17 protein-coding genes are annotated in these 19,964 nt (G+C 41.5%); 4 read left to right on the forward strand and 13 right to left on the reverse strand.

From position 1 onward, the window contains the following. Window positions 1–62 precede the first annotated feature (62 nt). The 10 genes from AB4128_RS16355 to hemA form a co-directional block, all read right to left on the reverse strand. A complete protein-coding gene (locus AB4128_RS16355; protein ID WP_372038315.1) occupies window positions 63–737 on the reverse strand; it encodes a hypothetical protein in 675 nt (224 codons plus the stop codon). Between the two features lie 115 nt (window positions 738–852). After that, the gene (locus tag AB4128_RS16360; RefSeq protein ID WP_282168135.1) at window positions 853–1,197 is read right to left on the reverse strand and encodes a hypothetical protein; all 345 of its coding nucleotides are present in this window, start codon (window positions 1,195–1,197) and stop codon (window positions 853–855) included. 479 nt (window positions 1,198–1,676) lie between these two features. Continuing rightward, window positions 1,677–2,285, reverse strand: a complete 609-nt coding sequence (locus tag AB4128_RS16365) for a CbrC family protein (protein ID WP_372038316.1) — start codon at window positions 2,283–2,285, stop codon at window positions 1,677–1,679. A 750-nt stretch (window positions 2,286–3,035) separates the two neighbouring features. Continuing rightward, the gene (gene kdsA, locus AB4128_RS16370; RefSeq protein ID WP_055026462.1) at window positions 3,036–3,884 is read right to left on the reverse strand and encodes a 3-deoxy-8-phosphooctulonate synthase; all 849 of its coding nucleotides are present in this window, start codon (window positions 3,882–3,884) and stop codon (window positions 3,036–3,038) included. A gap of 57 nt (window positions 3,885–3,941) precedes the next feature. Further along, on the reverse strand, window positions 3,942–5,195 hold the full coding sequence (locus AB4128_RS16375) for a DUF819 domain-containing protein (protein WP_372038317.1): 1,254 nt from the start codon (window positions 5,193–5,195) through the stop codon (window positions 3,942–3,944). 293 nt (window positions 5,196–5,488) lie between these two features. Continuing rightward, window positions 5,489–6,277 (reverse strand): SirB1 family protein, encoded by a 789-nt coding sequence (locus AB4128_RS16380; RefSeq protein ID WP_372038318.1) that lies wholly within the window; start codon window positions 6,275–6,277, stop codon window positions 5,489–5,491. Window positions 6,278–6,286: 9 nt separating this feature from the next. Continuing rightward, complete coding sequence (locus tag AB4128_RS16385) at window positions 6,287–6,682, reverse strand: SirB2 family protein (protein ID WP_055026465.1); 396 nt, start codon at window positions 6,680–6,682, stop codon at window positions 6,287–6,289. Window positions 6,683–6,837: 155 nt separating this feature from the next. Then, window positions 6,838–7,695 carry a peptide chain release factor N(5)-glutamine methyltransferase gene (gene prmC, locus AB4128_RS16390; RefSeq protein WP_055026466.1) on the reverse strand — a complete coding sequence of 286 codons (858 nt, stop codon included), beginning with the start codon at window positions 7,693–7,695 and terminating at the stop codon, window positions 6,838–6,840. Window positions 7,696–7,730: 35 nt separating this feature from the next. Further along, window positions 7,731–8,816 carry a peptide chain release factor 1 gene (prfA, locus tag AB4128_RS16395; RefSeq protein WP_055026467.1) on the reverse strand — a complete coding sequence of 362 codons (1,086 nt, stop codon included), beginning with the start codon at window positions 8,814–8,816 and terminating at the stop codon, window positions 7,731–7,733. A gap of 15 nt (window positions 8,817–8,831) precedes the next feature. Then, window positions 8,832–10,082: a glutamyl-tRNA reductase gene (gene hemA / locus AB4128_RS16400; protein ID WP_055026468.1), complete on the reverse strand. Its 1,251-nt coding sequence runs from the start codon at window positions 10,080–10,082 to the stop codon at window positions 8,832–8,834. Between the two features lie 318 nt (window positions 10,083–10,400). On the opposite strand from hemA, the gene lolB reads away from it, so the two are divergent. From lolB to AB4128_RS16420, 4 genes are all read left to right on the forward strand, one after another. Beyond that, entirely contained in the window at window positions 10,401–11,030 is a 630-nt protein-coding gene (lolB, locus tag AB4128_RS16405) for a lipoprotein insertase outer membrane protein LolB (RefSeq protein ID WP_055026469.1), read from the forward strand. A gap of 22 nt (window positions 11,031–11,052) precedes the next feature. Then, complete coding sequence (gene ispE, locus AB4128_RS16410; RefSeq protein WP_055026470.1) at window positions 11,053–11,922, forward strand: 4-(cytidine 5'-diphospho)-2-C-methyl-D-erythritol kinase; 870 nt, start codon at window positions 11,053–11,055, stop codon at window positions 11,920–11,922. A 105-nt stretch (window positions 11,923–12,027) separates the two neighbouring features. Further along, window positions 12,028–12,975 carry a ribose-phosphate pyrophosphokinase gene (locus AB4128_RS16415; RefSeq protein WP_055026471.1) on the forward strand — a complete coding sequence of 316 codons (948 nt, stop codon included), beginning with the start codon at window positions 12,028–12,030 and terminating at the stop codon, window positions 12,973–12,975. A gap of 178 nt (window positions 12,976–13,153) precedes the next feature. Further along, the gene (locus AB4128_RS16420) at window positions 13,154–14,152 is read left to right on the forward strand and encodes an FAD:protein FMN transferase (protein WP_372038319.1); all 999 of its coding nucleotides are present in this window, start codon (window positions 13,154–13,156) and stop codon (window positions 14,150–14,152) included. Window positions 14,153–14,297: 145 nt separating this feature from the next. Here the strand turns inward: AB4128_RS16420 and AB4128_RS16425 are convergent, their stop codons facing one another. From AB4128_RS16425 to AB4128_RS16435, 3 genes are all read right to left on the reverse strand, one after another. Then, the gene (locus tag AB4128_RS16425) at window positions 14,298–14,942 is read right to left on the reverse strand and encodes a hypothetical protein (protein ID WP_372038320.1); all 645 of its coding nucleotides are present in this window, start codon (window positions 14,940–14,942) and stop codon (window positions 14,298–14,300) included. An 898-nt stretch (window positions 14,943–15,840) separates the two neighbouring features. Beyond that, window positions 15,841–17,418: a general secretion pathway protein GspF gene (locus tag AB4128_RS16430; RefSeq protein WP_282167938.1), complete on the reverse strand. Its 1,578-nt coding sequence runs from the start codon at window positions 17,416–17,418 to the stop codon at window positions 15,841–15,843. A 101-nt stretch (window positions 17,419–17,519) separates the two neighbouring features. Beyond that, window positions 17,520–19,964 carry a LamG domain-containing protein gene (locus AB4128_RS16435; protein WP_372038321.1) on the reverse strand — a complete coding sequence of 815 codons (2,445 nt, stop codon included), beginning with the start codon at window positions 19,962–19,964 and terminating at the stop codon, window positions 17,520–17,522.

Genomic DNA, 19,964 nt, shown 5'->3' on the forward strand with positions numbered 1-19,964 from the left:
TGTGGGAAGCGCCAAAAGCTTGAAATTAGCTATTGACTCCATAGTCTCTTGTTATATGAGTTTTAATTGCTTGCGCCATTAAGTATTTCTTTTTTTACAGAAGTAACATCTGCATCATGCTCCTTAAAAATACTATCTAATTGGGGCTTTTGTTCGTCTGGTAGAAGTGAATAAATGGAAGCTAAGTAATACAAGCCTCCTTTTTTAAATACCTCTTTTTCTGATGAATTATTTTTTATAAGTTTTATTAAGTGAGAATGAGACCCAGCAAGAAGATTCACAAATTCTAGCATATCATTATTACCAGACTCTCCACCAGGCGAGAAGGTTGAATTTGCAAGGTCAATCACCCAACCAGCTTGTACTTTTATAATTGAAAGAGTCGTGTTGTCAGCTCCTAAAAATGTTGCACTGGTTGCGGTTGTACTTTGAAGCTGGAAATCAGAACTTGTAAGCGGAGATATTGTAAGACTGTATGCGTCAATTAGCTCGGCGTATTTTTTCTTTCCGTATGTTTTTACGTACAACTCCTCGAAAGCAGCACTACTCTTCATTACATTAAGAAAACTAAGAAGGATGTTTTCTTTTTCAGTGTCTCCAACTAAAACATCCCCACAAATACTTGAGCTTTTATTCATGCATTTATCCAACAATGAATCTAAAATCGAACTAGGAGAATCATCAGCTAAGAGCTGCATACTAAAAAACAATAAAATTGTGCCAAAGGTTAATTTCATACTCTACTCATATAACGCCTCATTAAGAGGAAATTTATAGTTGGCTAAAATGTTGAACGCAGTGAAAACAGATAGCTGTAAATTTTCCTGCTTTAATGACTTGTTATATGCTGACTTACTCAGGTTTAACAGAGTTACTTGTTGCCCAAGATGGCCAGCCAACTTGACGAAATAATTTAAAAATGAGTTGCTGGTATAAAGCTACCATTTCTAATGCGCGATCAACAGTTGGACATACACAACTGAATTCATAGTCACATTTGACCACAACTCTAAACCAGTCTTCATCTTTAAATTTTTCAGGGGAAATACTTGTCTCGGTATAAGTAGAAATGCGCCATTCAACACATTCCTCCCAGACCCCACCTTTTTCTATTGCATCTAATACGGCATGTTTTTGATGTGATACATCACCACTTTCTAAAAGTTTGGAAAGGTAATCATCCTCTGATTTAAACATCTAACTCCCTTAAAGCATATAACGCCCCGCTAAGGGGAAATTTATTGTTGGCTAAAATGTTGAACGGAGTGAAAACAGCCAACTGTAAATTTTCCCTCTTGAGCGCCTTGTTAGAGTGATTTACTACTTGAGATCTGAGAACTATTTATTATTTTTTTGCCCATGAGCAAATAACAAATACCATGGCGCATAACCTGTAAAAGCAATACTTCCGCTAACATGGGTCCCTGAAGCAAGTAAGAATAAAAACCACAACGATATCCAGCCCTGCTTTATCCACTCACTATATGATGACAAAAGAATAACACTTATGTCAGCCAAAATTGCGCAAACAAAGAAAAAGAAAGATGCTATTCGGTACCCTCGGCTGAGAGGATCTACATGTTTTTTAGTTAGTCTCACTCTGATATCACTCTAACGCCCGAAACAGCCGCGCAGCGTAGCTGCGTCGAGCTGATTTTGCTTGTTAACTTTTGACACTAGGTAAAATCCATTGTGTATATGTTTTCTGAACATTCAGGACACTTAAATTTATAAATGGCGGGGTTGCCACCCTTGCTATAGTGCTCTAGGATATTTTTCCAATTGTCAGGCTTGATCATCTCAGCTTTTAGAAAGCTCTCCAAAGAATCACCATTTAGCTCTATCAAATCTTTTTTCTTGGCGTCTCCATGAAATTCACAGGCTGTTCCGCAGTGAGCCTGCCACACTTCCTGCTGCCAAGAATTATAACCAGGTGTTCTTTCACATACTTCGGATATTACTTCTTCCGGCACTCCTGCTTCTATCAAGGGATGATTATCAGAAAACATACCATCAAATTTTTCAGCAGCTGAACCATCTGCAATGCACCATGGACAAATGAATTCAATTTCTTCTGCGGAGTAAAGAATGGAATTATAGACATAGCCTCTAGCTTCATTGCAGCATTCGCAAATTTCATCGCTATTCTTTATGGCTCCAGTCGAAATCGGGTCTGGATGATATTTAAACTTCGGGAAATCCACATTTTCTCCTAAGAAAGTTAACAGCTTATTGTATAGCTGCTCGATAATCTTCCGGCTAAAATTCAGCTTAGTAGCAACCATGCTAAGCCAACCGACTGTTTAGTATTGATAAATTGAAAATTTAAGATCCGTTTTTGAAATATCAAGCCCGCAAAAGTGAGCGCTTTGATGTAGAGGTCTCTACAACCTTTTACCAATAACTTTAGATTCAACAACTTATCAAATAACTAGCAGTTTATCGAGCGAAAATAATCCGACTTTTTGCTCATTTTACTCAAGAATCATTCGTGTAAAATGATAACTGTATATCTATCTAGTCCTTTAAGGTCAGATATAGTGCGCAATATTTTAGAAATATAAGGAGATATTTGCGCTCTCCGCCACATGAGTTTCTCTTGCTAGCTCATCTTTTATTTCCAACCTTCATTTGGAATTCCTGTGTGAAATTCATATGACTAAAACTGATATTAACAAAGTGCCATGACGTAGAGTTTTCAAAATAGTAAACAAGGTTTTAAGCAAAAACGCGTAAGAACTACAAACGAAGTTTAAAGCTAGATGATTCTTCGTCGGAAATTTTGCTGTTTAAATTTCGCCTGAGCTGCTGGGCGAAGCTCTTAGCGAAAAGCAAGAGGGGTGAGCAGTTTCACCCTTCTTGCTCTGGTGTCGGCGGGGCGCCACCACCTTGATCTTATTTCAAACTAAAACACTAATAAATCATCAATTACTCAGAATAAAAGCCATTAACTTTAAGTAATAAAATTTAAATATTAAGCCACAAAAAAGCCCTGAACTTAGCAATAAGTTCAGGGCTTTTTAAACATATCTTATCTATTTACTGGTATCAATCGGCTCAAACGACTTAACCAAATCATCAACCGCTTTCATTTGGGTCAAGTAGTTTTCAAGCTGATGCAATGGTAATGCACATGGGCCATCACATTTGGCATTATCGGGATCTGGATGCGCTTCAATAAACAGACCTGCTAAACCTAACGCCATACCACTGCGAGCAAGCTCTGTTGCTTGAGCACGGCGTCCGCCAGCGCTATCTTCTCGTCCACCAGGACGCTGCAATGCATGAGTCGCATCAAAAATCACTGGGTAACCTGATTGCTTCATTTCATCCATGCCTAGCATATCCACAACTAAGTTGTTGTAACCAAAGCTTGAGCCACGCTCACATAAGATAATGTTGTCATTACCCGCTTCGTTAAACTTCTTAATAATATGACGCATTTCATGTGGCGCTAAAAACTGTGGCTTTTTCACATTAATGATTGAACCAGTGTTAGCCATTGCAACCACTAAGTCTGTTTGACGGGCTAAAAACGCTGGCAATTGAATAATATCAACCACATCTGCAACAGGCTGACACTGATGAATTTCATGCACATCTGTGATGATAGGTACGTTAAAGGTTGATTTAATTTCTTCGAAAATCTTTAATCCTTCTTCCATACCTGGTCCACGGTATGAATTGACCGATGAACGGTTTGCTTTATCAAAAGAGGCTTTAAATACATACGGAATGCCTAGCTTTTGTGTTACTTCTACATAATGCTCAGCAATCGACATAGCAAGATCACGAGACTCAAGCACGTTCATGCCGCCAAATAATACAAACGGTTTGTCATTTGCGATTTCAAGTTCATTCAAACCAATGATTTTTTGTTCCATAGTCACTTCTCTTTTTCAACATTCAATGCGCTGGTTATCCAGCGCCATATAATAAGGCTAAACAGCAATAATTTGTAATAGCTGTCCGCATAACCATGCCATATACGTTCCTACAGCATAGCCCAATACCGCTAACAATACGCCCACAGGCGCTAAAGCTGGATGGAAGGCGGCGGCAACCACTGGCGCTGATGCTGCGCCGCCAACGTTTGCCTGACTTCCCACTGCCATATAAAACAATGGGGCTTTGATTAATTTGGCCACCAGTAACATAAAACTAGCATGCACAATCATCCATATAATTCCGATGGCGAAATACCACAAGTTTTGCTCGTCAGCGAGTTTTGATACATCCATGTGCAAACCAATGGTCGCCACCAAAATATATAAAAACGCCGACGCGACTTTAGATGCGCCAGCGGCTTCTAAATGCTTAACTGGGCTAAATGATAAAGCCAAACCAATTGATGTCACCAATACCACTAACCAGAAGAACTTCGAGGTTAAGCTGTAATCTCGAGTCCAAGGATAGTTGGTTTCAAAAAATGGCCCTAAAAAGTCTGCGGCAAAATGAGCTAACCCTGTTACCCCAAAGCCTATTGCCACTATCAGCATTAAATCACGTAATGACGGTATACGGGCATTTTCAGCATGATACTTTTCTACTTTTTCTTTTAATGCTTCAAGTGCTGTGGTGTCAGCCCCCGTTCTAACATCAATCTGTTTAGCTCTTGAGGCCATGAGTAATAAAACAGCCATCCAAATATTAGCCACAATCACATCAACCGTGACCATCACCGAAAAGATATTACCACCCGCTTCATATATCTCTTTCATCGATGCTTGGTTTGCACCACCACCAATCCAGCTGCCCGCAAGCGTCGTCATACCGCGCCAAACCGCATCTGGACCGTTACCACCTAATACATCAGGGTTTATCGCTGAAATGATTAATAGTGCAATGGGGCCACCGATAACAATGCCTACTGTGCCTGTTAAAAACATCACAATGGCTTTAGGGCCTAAACTGAGAATTGCTTTTAAATCGACACTTAAAATCAGTAACACTAAACAAGCAGGCAATAAATAACGGGATGCGACATAGTAAAGCTTTGAGGTATCACCATCGACAATGCCAAACGTATTTAATAATGAAGGCAAGAAGTAACACAGTAATAAGGCTGGAATGAATTTATAAAACTTTTGCCAGAATGGACTTGATGATGAGCTGGTATAAAAAACAAAGCCGAGAATAACGGCTAACAGGCCTAATGCTGTTGCGTCATTAGTAACCATAGGACTGGTTGTCATGAACAATCTCCCTTGCGAATGCATGTCATAGTGAAATATTTTTATTGTTATATACGTTTAATCGTACTTATTTTTGTCAATCGTATTATTGTTATATCTGCTACATTAGCCTTTATCGCTAATGAGCTTGGTACTGTAATCGATAATCTTGTTTTGAGCAGCAGTTACATGGTGTTTGCTTGAACTACCTCACTCGATAACATTGATCACGTCCTAGTTAACAAGGTTCTCATTTGAAACAAAAAAATTCAGGCTCATAAAATGAGCCTGAATATCGATGTGCAGTCAGTCGGTTAATGGTAAGTTTGCGGCTGTTGACTGAGCTCTTTTAATTGCATTTTAACAATTTCAGTCACAGGATCGTGCGGGCTACTGTCTACAAAGTGCTGTAGATCTGAGATTGCCACTTTAATACAACCGAGTTGCTGTGCAATGAAGGCTCTTTCACGATTCAAGTTCACATCATCTGGGTGCCATTGTAATAATAAATTACAGCACTCCATCGCTTGCTCAAATTGATGCGTCACAATACAGCCTGCTTTAAGCTCATGTATCATGCGAGAAATCAGACGCTTAAGTGTTGCCGTTTTAAGGTACTTAGGCTTCATCTGGGCAGCATTACCTAACTCACCACGCACTAATAAATGCAGTTGGTTACGTGTTAATGCCTCACCCGTTAGCGGGTCAAAGTACTTCATTTCGTCATTGATACGAGAACGAACAACAGTTTGCCCCGGCAACAAAACAGCATCTAAGGTGATGTCCAACTGCTTAGCCAGTAACACTAAAACAGTTGCCAGAGTCGTACTATTACCTTGACGGCTCATAATACAACTGCCTAAATCTGCCGCTTCGACACTGAAATAATCTTCACGGGCACAAAAGCCAAGATCGTTATAAAACCAGCGTAATAAACCGTCAAAACGTTGCTGCGGATCTTCCACATGCAAACTCATCACTGAACCTGCAATTTCATACCAAGCCCAGAGTGCTTTTTTTTCTTGTGAAAAACCGAGATGTTGCGTTATTTCGAATGCAGTTTCGGGGATCTTAACTGCATCATTCATTTGATGTTTAGCCATGAAACTCTATTAACCCATTAATACAACTTGTTTAAAATGAGCCAGCCTGGCAGCCAATACGAGCCATCCAATAGCGCCTAAAAAGGCAAAGATTTTAAAGAATTTATTGCGGTTACCTTTTAATGCCATTACACCTAGACCAATGTAGGCAAGTACGGCAATTAACTTCTCTGTCATCCATTCATCTACAAATGGATACTGCTTGATCATGAAGCATAATGTCAGTCCTGACAATAATAAGAAGGTATCAATTACATGCGGTGCAACTTTGACAAACTTCTTGTCCATAACAGGCGATTGACGCATGTGCAGTACAAAGCGAGTAATAAAGAATACCACACTTAAAAAGATGAACGTTAAGTGCGTATGCTTAACAGCAGGATATAAACTGTAAAAGGTTTCCATTATTGTTTTTCTCTTTGCTCTACAGATAAAATGGCCGCTAGTTTACTTCATCAAGCAGCCTGATAGCAATGTTAGGAAAAACAGCCTATGACAGTACGCTAATCGTATTAGCGTACTAATAGCTTACATATTCGAAGCGCAGAGCTTACTGAGGTTTATTCCCCGCGCCACTGGCCAAGGGTACAACGGTCATTGCTACCAAAGTCACGTACTGTAGCAACGTTGACATAACCTAAATCAATCAGCTTTTGTCTAACCGTGAGTGCTTGTTCAAAACCATGCTCTAACAATAGATATCCACCGTTAGATAAGTGTTTCGTCGCGTGCTGGGCGATATGAAATAAATCAGCAAAGCCCTGTTCTGCCGCAGTTAGCGCACTCGATGGTTCAAAACGCACATCGCCTAAATCAAGATGCACATCGGTTTCATCAATATAAGGAGGATTAGACACAATCAAATTAAAGTCTTGATGCTCAACAGCACTAAACCAATCCGATTGTAATATCTCAACATGCGGTAAATTAAGGTTGTCACGATTGGCTTTTGCAAGCGCTACAGCATCCTCAATTTTATCGATTGCAGTCATGTGCCACTGTGGGCGCTCTGATGCTAACGATAAAGCAATTGCTCCAGTGCCTGTCCCTAAATCAAGCACTTTAGCATTGTCAGCTAAAGGCAAGTTTAATGCCGTTTCAACTAAGATCTCGGTATCCGGTCTTGGGATTAACGTTGTGGCATTTACAATAAACGGCAATGACCAAAACTCACGTTCACCAATGATATGCGCAACAGGAACCCCTTGTTGACGCTTTTCAATCATCGTTTGGTAAGCTTTAAATTGATCCGCAGTCAGCACTTTTTCTGGCCAAGTGTAAAGATAACTACGTTGTTTATTAAGACAATGCAGAAGCAAAGCTTCTGCATCGATATGAGCCGACTCTGACGAGTCGACTAATTGGCTATAGGCCCATTGCAAAGATTCCGCAATGGTAGAAAAAGAAGAATGTGACAACGTCACTCCTTATTCAATGGAATCAATCATTGGAATTAGTCGTCTGCTAACGCAGCAAGCAAATCAGCTTGTTCTTCTTGCATCAATGGCTCGATGATTGAATTCAAATCACCTTCCATAATTTCATTTAAACGATATAAGGTTAAATTAATGCGATGCTCACTCATACGCCCCTGTGGGAAGTTATAAGTACGAATACGTTCAGAACGATCACCACTGGCCACTAAGTTACGACGAGTAGATTCTTCTTCGCTGCGACGCTTTTCATCTTCAACCGCTTGTAAGCGAGCAGAAAGTACGCTCATCGCTTGAGCACGGTTTTTATGTTGCGAGCGCTGATCCTGACATTCAACCACAATCCCTGAAGGAACGTGAGTAATACGAATTGCAGAATCGGTTTTGTTAACGTGCTGACCACCCGCACCTGATGCACGGAACGTGTCCACTTTTAAATCAGCAGGGTTAATCGAAATTTGTTCAGCTTCTGGAATTTCTGGCAGTACCACAACAGTAACAGCAGAGGTATGAACACGGCCTTGTGATTCAGTTTCAGGTACACGTTGAACACGGTGTCCGCCTGATTCAAATTTAAGCTTACCGTAAACGCCTTCACCAGTAACTTGTACGATTAATTCTTTAAATCCACCATGTTCGCCTTCGTTAGCGTTCATGATTTCCATTTGCCATTTATTAGATTCGCAGTAACGAGAGTACATACGGAATAAATCGCCAGCAAAAATCGCGGCCTCATCGCCACCGGCACCAGCACGGATTTCAATAAAGGCGTTACGATCATCATTAGGATCTTTAGGCAGTAATAAAATTTGCAATTCGTCTTCAAGACGTGCAATTTCTGATTTTGCTTCTTTGATTTCTTCTTGCGCCATTTCGCGCATTTCTGCATCGTCCTCAGCTAACATTTCATTAGCTGACTCAAGATTCTCTTGCGCCTCTTGGAATGCAGTGAAGCTTTTAACGATATCTTCTAATTGAGAAAATTCTTTTGATAAAGCACGAAAGCGGTCTTGATCCGCAATAACTTCTGCATCACTGAGTAATGCCAACACTTCTTCATTACGTTCAAGCAAGCCTTCCAGCTTGCGAATAACCGACTCTTTCATTTTAGCTTTGTTACCTTAATTTTTATCTAAACCAAGCGTGACGCGTAATTGGCCTAAGGTATTCAAGTCTCCTTGACGACTAGCAGAAGTTAACGCTTGTGTTGGTGCATGGATTAAGCGATTGGTTAGCCGGTTTGCCAGCTCTAAAATCACCTGTTCATTGTCACCACCTTGAGTCAATTTGTTCAAGGCGCGCTCTACTAATTCATCTTTTATTGCCAAACTCTGGCTTCGGTATTCTCGAATACTATCTACAGACTCTAATGAACGTACCCACTCCATAAATACATGGGCTTGCTCATCAGCAATTATCTCTGCTTGCTCGGCGGCTTCTTTACGTGAAGCCATGTTCTGTTCAATGATACTGTGTAAATCGTCCACAGTATAAAGGAAAGCATCGTCTAATTCGCCAACTTCTGCTTCTATATCTCTAGGAACTGCAATATCAACTAGCAGCATTGGCTGATGTCGACGTTGTTTTAGCGCCTTTTCTACCATGCCTTTACCTAATATAGGTAACGGACTGGCGGTAGAGGATATCACGATATCGGCTTTAGGTAGATAGTCTGGAATTTCTTGTAGTGTAATTGCTGTTGCATTGAACTCTTCACACATGGCCTGTGCACGTTCAACTGTCCGGTTTGCTACAACAATACCGGCAACTTCATTATCTTTTAAATGTTTTGCGACAAGCTCAATGGTTTCACCGGCACCAATTAACAGGACATTGGTGGTACTAAGCGAAGAGAAAATGTGTTTTGCCATACTAACAGCGGCAAAGGCCACTGATACAGCTGCAGCGCCAATTTCAGTTTCGGTGCGGACTTTTTTCGCCACTGAGAAGGTGTTTTGAAACAAACGGTCAATCGTTACCGCAGTGGTACCTGCCTCTTTTGCTTTCACAAAAGCTTGTTTCACTTGACCTAAAATTTGCGGTTCACCCAAGACTAATGAATCAAGACCAGAAGATACACGCATCAAATGTTTAACACATTCATGGTTTTCATAACTATATACACACGGCATGAGCTCTTCGTGCGTGAGGTTATGATAATCTTCAAGCCACTCAATAATGTCTTCTTTCGAGCCATTATTACAATAAAGCTCGGTGCGATTACATGTCGACACAATCACGGCTTCGCCTGAGCTTGTGCGACTCGCCAGACTCTTCATGGCATCATGAATTTTATCTGGTGAAAATGCGACTTTCTCACGAAGGTCTACCGTGGCGGTTTTATGATTTATTCCGATTGCTACTAGGCTCATGTGACTCGTTTTAAGTTCTTCGCGGGATCATTAATTAGGCTATTCTACTGAATTGCAAAAATGAAAAACACAATTGGCTTAACAAAACCGAATAATTGTCTATATTTTTTCTATTTATTCTATCTTGTTAACAAAACCATAGGAAATTAGACCAATTTCATTAATGTTTATGATGCAGGTAAATCCCTAACATGCATAGTAATCTTTCGATATTTACTTCTATTGGCTAATAAAAATGCAAAAAGCGCAAAGCTGTTTTTACAATGCAGACTATGGTCAGTATTATAAAGCAACACTCTATTTAGGGCGCATAGTCACTTGCAATATTTAACATTTACTCCCCAGCGCATACTATTACTGTGCTGTTTATTCCTCAGTGCCTGTTCGGTAAAGCCGCCTCATACGCTGTCAAATATTGATGTTACCCAAGCCAATGAAGCCAAGGCATGGGAAATACAAGGTAAACTGGCCTTTCGTTCATCAACCGACAAATTCAGCACAAACCTTTTTTGGTTTCATGACAATCTTTTATCTCAACCGCACGATGAGCTGTCTTTAACGACGATGATTGGCACGACAGCCTTGTCATTAACCTCTAAACAAGGACTAGCCACCATTACTGTTCAAGGTAAAACCTATACAGATACAGATCCACAGCGCCTAATTGGCCAAGTCAGTGGTATGCAAATTCCATTGAATAAACTGCCGCTTTGGATAACAGGTCAAGTCACAAACGATGACATCGTCGACAGTTATAATGATGACGGTAGTATTAGCGCTTTTACCAGTCCTGAGTTGGGTGAAAGTTGGCAAGTAGAATATATAAGCTACCAACAACAAAGCGGTGCAATGGTACCAAAGTTGTTGCAAATAACTCGTGCAGATGTGCGTATTAAGATTCAAATTAATCAATGGCAAGCGCTTGCGCCTATTGATATCCCTTTATAACACAAGAATACAGAAGCGCTTTATGACAACCAATAGCCAAAACTCAGCCATTTCAACCCATTGGCCAGCTCCGGCAAAACTGAATTTGTTTTTGCATATCACTGGGCAACGTGCCGATGGATATCACGAACTCCAAACTTTATTTCAATTTATCGATCGCTGTGACTATCTGGACTTTTTACCAACAGAAAATAGCAGCATCAAGATACACTCTGAATTATCAAAAGTTGTCGCTGAAAAAGATAACTTAATTCTAAAGGCCGCAAAATCATTACAAGAATATGCCAATTATGATGGCGGCGCTGAAATTTGGTTGCAGAAAAACTTACCAATGGGAGGCGGTTTAGGCGGCGGCTCTTCTGATGCTGCGACCACGTTAATCGCGTTAAATAAGCTCTGGAAACTCGATTTACCACTGGAAAAGCTAGCTGAAATTGGCTTAAAACTTGGAGCGGATGTCCCTGTTTTTATTAATGGTTTTTCAGCTTTCGCAGAAGGTGTTGGCGAGCAACTATTACCAGTTGAACCCACTGAATACTATTATTTAGTTATCGTCCCTGATGTGCATGTATCGACGCAAGCTATCTTTCAAGATCCGCACTTACCACGTAACACCCCTAAATTAGAGCTAACTACTTTAATGCAGAAAAGTTGGACAAATGATTGTCAGAAGTTGGTCGCAGAAAAGCACCCTCAAGTTGCCAATGCATTAAGCTGGCTGGTAGAATATGCGCCGTCAAGAATGACCGGAACTGGCGCATGCGTCTTCGGAGAGTTCAAACAGCAACAAACAGCACTAGATGCATTGGCACAACTGCCTGATTCTATGCAAGGTTTTGTTGCAAAAGGCTTAAATCAATCACCTTTAGTGAGCCGTTTAAGCCAAAGCTAAAATTTATCTTCTAAAGATGATATTGACTAAACTTAACCGACGATTTCGGTCAATTTAGTTCATCTTTAGCCACTAACATTAAAGCCAACACCTGAGGTTCATAAAGTGCCCGATATCAAGCTCTTTGCTGGTAACGCTACCCCTAAACTAGCCAAAAAAATAGCCGACCGTTTATTTTGCAAACTTGGCGATGCAGTAGTAGGCCGTTTCAGCGACGGTGAAATCAGTGTTCAAATCAATGAAAACGTACGTGGTGCTGATGTATTTATCATTCAGTCTACTTGTGCACCGACTAACGACAACCTAATGGAACTTATCGTTATGGTTGACGCATTACGTCGCGCATCTGCAGGTCGTATTACTGCCGTTATCCCATACTTTGGTTATGCTCGCCAAGATCGTCGCGTACGTAGCGCACGTGTACCAATTACCGCGAAAGTTGTTGCAGACTTCTTATCAAGTGTTGGTGTTGACCGCGTATTAACTTGTGATTTACACGCAGAGCAAATTCAAGGTTTCTTTGATGTGCCTGTTGATAACGTATTTGGTAGCCCAGTGTTACTAGAAGATATGTTAGGTAAAGAACTTGATAACCCTGTAGTGGTTTCACCTGACATTGGTGGTGTTGTTCGTGCTCGTGCAGTTGCTAAACTGCTTGATGACTCTGACTTAGCCATTATTGATAAGCGTCGCCCACAAGCGAACGTTGCACAAGTCATGCACATCATTGGTGACGTACAAGGCCGTGACTGTATCATCGTTGATGACATGATCGATACTGGCGGTACTTTATGTAAAGCTGCTGAAGCATTAAAAGAACATGGCGCAAACCGTGTATTTGCTTACGCAACTCACCCAGTATTTTCAGGTAACGCAGCAAGCAACATTGCTAACTCAGTTATCGATGAAGTGATTGTGACTGATACTGTGCCATTAAGCCCAGAAATGTTAAAAGTGGAAAAAGTAACCCAACTGACTATGTCAGCGGTACTGGCTGAAGCAATTCGCCGTGTAAGCAACGAAGAGTCTATCTCTGCGATGTTCCGCCACTAATATTCTGACACGCTACATAGCGAAACAGAATAGATTAAACGCACTCAATTGAGTGCGTTTTTTTATTGCTTTACACTTTGCAGCTGCACCATTTTTCATCTCAGCTAGCCAAATCTTGTATAACTCAGTACCCTACTTGCACTCACAGTGACTAATAAAAATAAATGAGCTGCACGTCATGTTTAAACCTAACTATCTTATTCTTGTTCTTTGTTTTTTTGCAGCCAGCTTATCAGGCCATGCTACTGCGCAATGGCATCAAAAAAGTTTTCAAGTCATGGGAACTCAAGCGCATGTCGAGTTTTGGCTTGAACAAAATGAACACTCGAGCATCTCAGACTCGCCAGCCCAGCTTATTGAAAAGGTCGAACAAGAGATGCACCGCATCGACAGGTTAATGAGTCCTTACAAGCCAAATAGTCAACTGAGTCACATTAATCAGCAAGCTGGAATAGCCCCAGTTACGGTAGACCAAGAACTGTTTAATTTACTGCTTGATTCACGCCAAATCGCCGAGTTAACCCAAGGTACATTTGATATCACCTACGCTTCTATCGGTTACCAATATGATTATCGTCAAGGTCAAAAACCAGCTAAGTCCGACATCAACCAAGCGCTTGATGCCATTGATTACCGAGCAGTCATGTTAGATAAGCAACAATCAAGTGTTCGGTTTAAAAATCAAGATGTACGTATTGATTTAGGTGGCATTGCCAAAGGTCATGCAGTAAAGCAGTGCCTAGCCATACTTAAAGCAGCAGGTATAAAACATGGACTCGTTAGCGCAGGCGGAGACACAGGATTATTAGGCGACAGACGCGGCCGCCCTTGGTTTGTGGGGATTAAACATCCTCGCGCCGCTGAAAAAACAGCAGTGCAATTACCGTTAAGCGATGAGTCCATCTCAACATCAGGGGATTATGAGCGTTACTTTATTGAAGATGGCGTACGCTACCATCACATCATTAACCCCAAAACCGGTGACTCAGCCAGAAAAGTGGTTAGCGTATCGATAATTGGTAAAAACTCAACTTACGTTGATGCCCTGTCTACCGCAGTGTTTGTTAAAGGCTTACAAGAAGGCATGGCGCTGATTAACCAGCTGCCAGAATATGAAGCGATTATTATTGATAATCAGCAAACCTTGCATGTGTCTAAAGGATTACAAGAGAATTAGATTAAAGGGTAAGTTGGGAGCAGTTTGGACTGTGTCTCCCACACATTTGTAAAATTTGAAAGATGTATTTATGACGCAAATAAAAGCAATTATTAATTGATTTGGATTTGGCTGCTCCCGCAGCCAAATAAATCAAGCTCAACTATTATTCAGTTGGAGGCTCATTAGTGTCAGTAGTACCTTTGACTTCGCTAACGGTTATCAATGCACCAAGAAAGATAATTGCCAGAATATCTATAGCGATAAATTGTGATTGCATAGGGGCTGTATATTGATAAAGAGAAAAGCCTGGACTCAATGATGCATCAACACCAAGGGAAATTTGAGGTGCTAAATTGATTGAAACATATGCTCCACCAATACCTGAGTATTTAGCAGAAATGGTTCCAATAGCAATATTAGGAATTTGTAGAGCTTGATTGAAAATGGAAAGCCAATAGTACTTATACTTTTCTTTGATTGCCGTTATACCCGCCACAATATTTAGCGCAACTAAAACTAACGTAACCAGAGTGCTTAACAGGGAAGCTGCTCCATCAAATACTGACAAAAAATAGATTGCAGTAATTGCAACTGCTGCTATCACTTGAAAGTAGCCAATAATTTGCACTCTTTTTTCAGCTATATTTAGCTCTTTCTCTTTTTCTTTAACTTGATGAGTTGTAACTTCTTCCTTTCTATTAGCCAACTCCTTCAACAAAGACTCATAATTTTCACTTTTAGGGTCGATGTTACCTTTTACCTCTATTAACTCATCAATTGAATATTGAGAATAGTCGATTAACTTCATACACATCCTTGTATTACTAAATTTTATAGTGCTCGTGCACCTTCAATAAACCAAATATTTAAGCCTGACTAATGCAAAGCTATTGATTAATATGAACTCTATCAGAATTGAGTTGGATAAACGAGCATCTATAATTGGAATCATTCGATTCCGATGACGCGCTATTTGATTGCTTTATTTCCAGACGTCGTTTGGATTAAGATCAACGTCGTGGCGCTTCGCCCACACCAGACGAAAGGGAAACAACAGCATTTCCCTTTTCGATATCCCTTGCCGCTCCGACGAAGTGTTACTCCTCATGCTATAGAGCGAATTTACTACCACCTCAGACTCGCCATCCATGGCTCAACTGAGGCTATGTCGGCGTCCTGCCTCCATCACGCAAATTAGCTCAACGCATTCGGACACTTCCAACGGAGATTATTGAGCCTGCAAGTTCATTTGTTGTTACATAACCCATTATTTAAAGCTTTAAACTGATTTTGATTTTCTATGAATGCTGCAATTAAATTGAAGTAAGCAAAAAATCGCGTGAGTCCAGACATGGATGTCTGGCTAGCCTTCGAGGGGAAGGGACGCCCCATCGGAAGCGTTAGTGATTTTTGTAGCTTGCCGAAGCGGGCATAAAATGAAGTTTGAAGCTGGATGGTTCTCCGTTGGAAATTTTGCTTTTTAAATTTCGCCGGAGCTGCGGGGCATAGCTCTTAGTGAAAAGTAAGAGGGAGTCGCATTTCCCCCCCCTTTTAGTCTGGAGTGGGCGAAGCGCCACAACTTGTCTTTTAATTTTGTTTTTGACCTTAGCTTTGCCATAAAATTAAAACCAAACCCCAAAACAAGAAGCTCAGAGGAAAACCTCTAAGCTTTTCAATTTAATCAGCAAAATAAACCTACATTTCAATCAAACAATCGGTTGAAACGCTGTCAGCGAATCCAGCATTGTGCTGTTCCCCAAACCTTGTCTTGGGGCTACCGTATTAAACTGACCTTGTTCACCATGCAGTGCCATGTAGTTTAGTAAAACTGTATCCACTAGCAAGTTCACGTTATTCGCCGATGGCGCTGATGCGGTATCCACTGAGGCATCTGAGCGCATAAAACCAATCTGTTGGTTTTGTGCCATTTGATCCGCATTAGCCCCCATCAATTGTGGTTTACCTGAAGGGTTATAGACTAAGAAAAACGAAGCGCCAGTTGATGAGTTATCACCAGTCCATTCACCTTTACCTCGACCTTCCATTGATTCATCAATGCGGCCGTTACTGGCAACGGAGCCATCACTGAACACATACATCATCAATGGTTGGTTGCGTCTGGCAGCGTACTCTAAACATGCCCCCATACAACGACCCGCTCGTAAATCTCGAAGCTCTCCCGTGCCACGCTCACCTGTGTGATAGTCAAAGCCGCCCATGGTGACGGTACCCGCTCCAGAGAAACCATTCACGACTAATTTCATAATCGATGCGGTTTTTTGAAACTCTGATTCAGAATCAAATTCGTTAATCGTGAATATGCCCGCAGGGCCAACAATATCCGGATCGAGTACCGGGTTTAAGGTTGAAGGATCGCCAAATCTATCTGCTAAATCCGCACTTTTTACATAACCACAATTGACTAAATCTTTAATCACATCGTCACGGGTGACTTGAGTATTCACTGAAGCCATTTTCTGAGCACTGATACGCTGAATACTTTCCATCACAGTGACGGCATCGCGCTGAGACAATAAGCTAAATAAGTCCCCAACATCGACTAAGCCCGTCACATCTGATGGACGATCAATCTTAGTCGGGCGCATACTTAAATCAATAAAGTTATTCGGCGCCATAGAGTTGCCACCAGAATCTGTGCTGCGAGAGCCAACCAACGGCATCAGTGAACCATTCGCACCAGCTGCAGCAATGGCATACATTGGGTTATGCGGGTTATTACCGGTGTCATTGTCAGAGCGACATGGGATAACGGCACCATTTATACGTGATGCCGTATCTGCTGAGACTTTTTCTAGAATGCCACGTAAAAAAGCAGAATCAGAATGAAATGCTAAGCCTAAGTCTGTATTAATAAAATCAGACATGCCCACATCAGGGTTAGCAATTGATGGCGCCATATCACCAGGTAATCCCAGTTTGTTATAGCCAGCGGTTGATAAGAAATCTTGCTGGCCACCTGCACCGCCCACCAATACATTTGAACCTGCGATATTTGCACCGCCAGCCAAGTCAAAACTAATAAAAGGAATTTTGCCTGCACCTTGAACACTAATACCGCAAGAGTCCCGCAGTGCTTCTAAGTCAGAAGACAATGCTGCATTAGCTTGGTTTGGGTTAGCAAACATACTCATTAACGATAAGCCTGCTATCGCTTGGCCACCTTTTGCTAAGCCTGTTGAGATAAACTCACGTCGCGTCATTGGTTTACGGTGATCAGAAAACAATAATGGCGTGTCCGGATGAAGATGCTTTGGTTTAGTCATGTTGAAATCCTTTTGAACAGGCTAATACACTTGCCACATTGACCAGTTTCAATTTTGAACGAGAAGTAATATTCAGTTGCTGTTTTATCATTATTACTCTCCTATTGAATCAACATAACAGCACTAGCGAGCACTGCAGCACAAGAGGCTTTAGCAATCGTTTGGGTGCGTTCTGCATTACAGTTTGTACCACAAACTGATAAGTGGCTTACCAAAGAGTCCAGTTCATCATACACAGCAGTTGCATCTGGCTGGGTTGCAAGACTCAACGGCATTAATTGATTAATGAGCGGATTAAGCAATGCTGGGCGTTGCGCTGCATTTAATGCGTCAGCAGGTGCAAGGCTAAAGTCGACATCAGGAAACCAAGCCGTGCGAATCTCGTTGTCGTCAATAGCAACATCACAATAGGCAATGGCCAGTTGAGTTACCCCCATTTGCTGCGCTGAAATAAAGGTATCAATATTTTCAACACTGGGCAGTTGCCGCTTCACTAACTCATAGGTATCAAAGACTTTTGTATTTTGTTGTGCCACACCGGTTAATTCGCTCATGGTATGGTTAATTTCGGCAAAATTACGTAGACCAATATGCGATGTTTCTGTGCTGGCTGGGAGTTCTTCTGGTGTAATGACAACACCCGGTACGCGAACATTTTCGTGCTCACCTATTTGCTCGAAAGTTAAGAAAAACTCATCTTGGCTGGCACCTTTCTCAAGGCCAATAATCGTGCCGAGTGCCGAAATTGGCATTGGTTCAGCAATTTCTTGACCACTGTCTATGGTTAAATCAACATTGGAGTATGCCTGGCCCTGAGCGCTTTCTTTGCCGTTAATACCAAGACGGATCCCGCGCATATCAAAGTTGTCCGCCACAGGCGTGCCATTAATATTCACCAGTGATGCGCCAGTAAATAAGTAGCTATAATTATCAAACTGACTGACTTCGAACATGACGTAGGTTTCGGGTAAATCAATTAAATGACTGACTGAAAACAGTAAGAAAAATTTCTTACCAACTCCAACATCGTAGTTTTGGCTAATTTGTTCTTGCTCGAGTACACGGTTATAAATCGCTAATAAACGAATATCCCCTTGCCATACATGCTGGTTTGAGGCTTCGCGACCTAGTATTAATGCAAAGCTGTCATCCCATGATGCAAGCGGCGCAATATCTTCGTCAACGGCGTCAATAAGGTTGCCATTAACATAAATACGTCGCCCTTGAGTTGCATTGTAGGTCAGTACCACATGCTGCAATGTTGCTTGTAGCACTTCATCAGCATCAGGCGTACTTAACGCAGGCTCACCGTTTACTGTTGAGCTTTCTGATCGCAACATAAAGTCATAGTTATATTGTGTCTGACCTAACGTGAAGTTACGCGCATCATCACCTGCAGAATAGGTGACGATTCTTGCTGGGCCTTCTTGGGTAACATTGTTTGGAGTCACCCAAGCCTCGATAGAAAACTCACCCGTTGAGGTAATAAGGTCATGCAGTTTCTTACTATTAGCGGTACTGGCTTGCGCTTTGCCATTAGTAAAAGATAATCCCCAGCTACCTAGCCACTCAACATCACCTGTTAGTGATAAATTGGCTTCTGGTGCTATGCCCGATGTGTCATAAGCAATGGCACCTTCACCCGTCTTAAATTGATAAAGCGCAATCACATCAGTTTCAAAACGGCCACCACTGGATGCGGTAATACCGTCGGTTAAACGTAATGACTTTGATACCACCATGTCTGGTGAAATTTCATCGACTTCAATGGCATCACTCATTGCTGTAATCCCAGCAAGCATTTCATTGCTGTTTTCCTGACAGTTAGTCCAGCAATTATGAAACTCGCTACCCAAACGAACCACTAAACGTGATTGGGTTGGCTCATCAATATTAATGACATTTTTGGCTGATTCATAAGCTTGATTAATGTCATTGCTGGCAAAAAATGGCGACTGGGCAAACGTTGCTGATTCATTATGACAATCACTGCAATACTGGCTTACGATAGGATAGACATGCTGACTAAATAAGCCGCTATCATCGGGAAAGCTTTTACTGGCTCCTGGTTCTCGTATGACTGGTGATGTCAGCTCGATGGTATTAGCGCTGCTGACTCGCTCATCAGCCCACAGCTTGATCCATGAAGTCATGGTTTCACCACAGGCACTATCACTGTCTAACCAGCAATTATGGCCACCAGCGACTTTTTCAACTAAACGAGATGCCGCAGGATCTGTTAAGTCTACTAATGGGTTAGTCGCAGCGTACGCGTCATTGACGTTTTCTCGACTAGCGAAATACGGCGCTTGATTACCTTCGGTATGACATGCTCCGCATCGATTTTGCCCTGAAATATTATCCCACAGCGACACTTTATATTTTTGAATGTCTTCTGTAGCGGGCGCAGGACCTGTGTAGACATCAGAGCCAGGATCTTGCTGTTGAGGTGGATTGCTTTCGACATCTCCCCCACCACAAGCGGATAAAGTTAATAGCAAACAAATAGCAGAGAGTAAGGTTAGGTTTTTATGAGGTAATATCAC

Source organism: Shewanella sp. 10N.286.52.A9 (assembly GCF_041468985.1).
Taxonomy (GTDB): Bacteria; Pseudomonadota; Gammaproteobacteria; order Enterobacterales; family Shewanellaceae; genus Shewanella; species Shewanella japonica.

What these genes read in the sequence shown, in the direction of transcription:
- AB4128_RS16420 (WP_372038319.1), top strand. Translation starts at nt 13,154, where the DNA reads ATGTTTAAACCTAACTATCTTATTCTTGTTCTTTGTTTTTTTGCAGCC.
- AB4128_RS16355 (WP_372038315.1), bottom strand. Translation starts at nt 737, where the DNA reads ATGAAATTAACCTTTGGCACAATTTTATTGTTTTTTAGTATGCAGCTC.
- AB4128_RS16430 (WP_282167938.1), bottom strand. Translation starts at nt 17,418, where the DNA reads ATGACTAAACCAAAGCATCTTCATCCGGACACGCCATTATTGTTTTCT.
- AB4128_RS16380 (WP_372038318.1), bottom strand. Translation starts at nt 6,277, where the DNA reads ATGGCTAAACATCAAATGAATGATGCAGTTAAGATCCCCGAAACTGCA.
- ispE (WP_055026470.1), top strand. Translation starts at nt 11,053, where the DNA reads ATGACAACCAATAGCCAAAACTCAGCCATTTCAACCCATTGGCCAGCT.
- prfA (WP_055026467.1), bottom strand. Translation starts at nt 8,816, where the DNA reads ATGAAAGAGTCGGTTATTCGCAAGCTGGAAGGCTTGCTTGAACGTAAT.
- kdsA (WP_055026462.1), bottom strand. Translation starts at nt 3,884, where the DNA reads ATGGAACAAAAAATCATTGGTTTGAATGAACTTGAAATCGCAAATGAC.
- AB4128_RS16375 (WP_372038317.1), bottom strand. Translation starts at nt 5,195, where the DNA reads ATGACAACCAGTCCTATGGTTACTAATGACGCAACAGCATTAGGCCTG.
- AB4128_RS16385 (WP_055026465.1), bottom strand. Translation starts at nt 6,682, where the DNA reads ATGGAAACCTTTTACAGTTTATATCCTGCTGTTAAGCATACGCACTTA.
- AB4128_RS16360 (WP_282168135.1), bottom strand. Translation starts at nt 1,197, where the DNA reads ATGTTTAAATCAGAGGATGATTACCTTTCCAAACTTTTAGAAAGTGGT.
- hemA (WP_055026468.1), bottom strand. Translation starts at nt 10,082, where the DNA reads ATGAGCCTAGTAGCAATCGGAATAAATCATAAAACCGCCACGGTAGAC.
- AB4128_RS16425 (WP_372038320.1), bottom strand. Translation starts at nt 14,942, where the DNA reads ATGAAGTTAATCGACTATTCTCAATATTCAATTGATGAGTTAATAGAG.
- AB4128_RS16365 (WP_372038316.1), bottom strand. Translation starts at nt 2,285, where the DNA reads ATGGTTGCTACTAAGCTGAATTTTAGCCGGAAGATTATCGAGCAGCTA.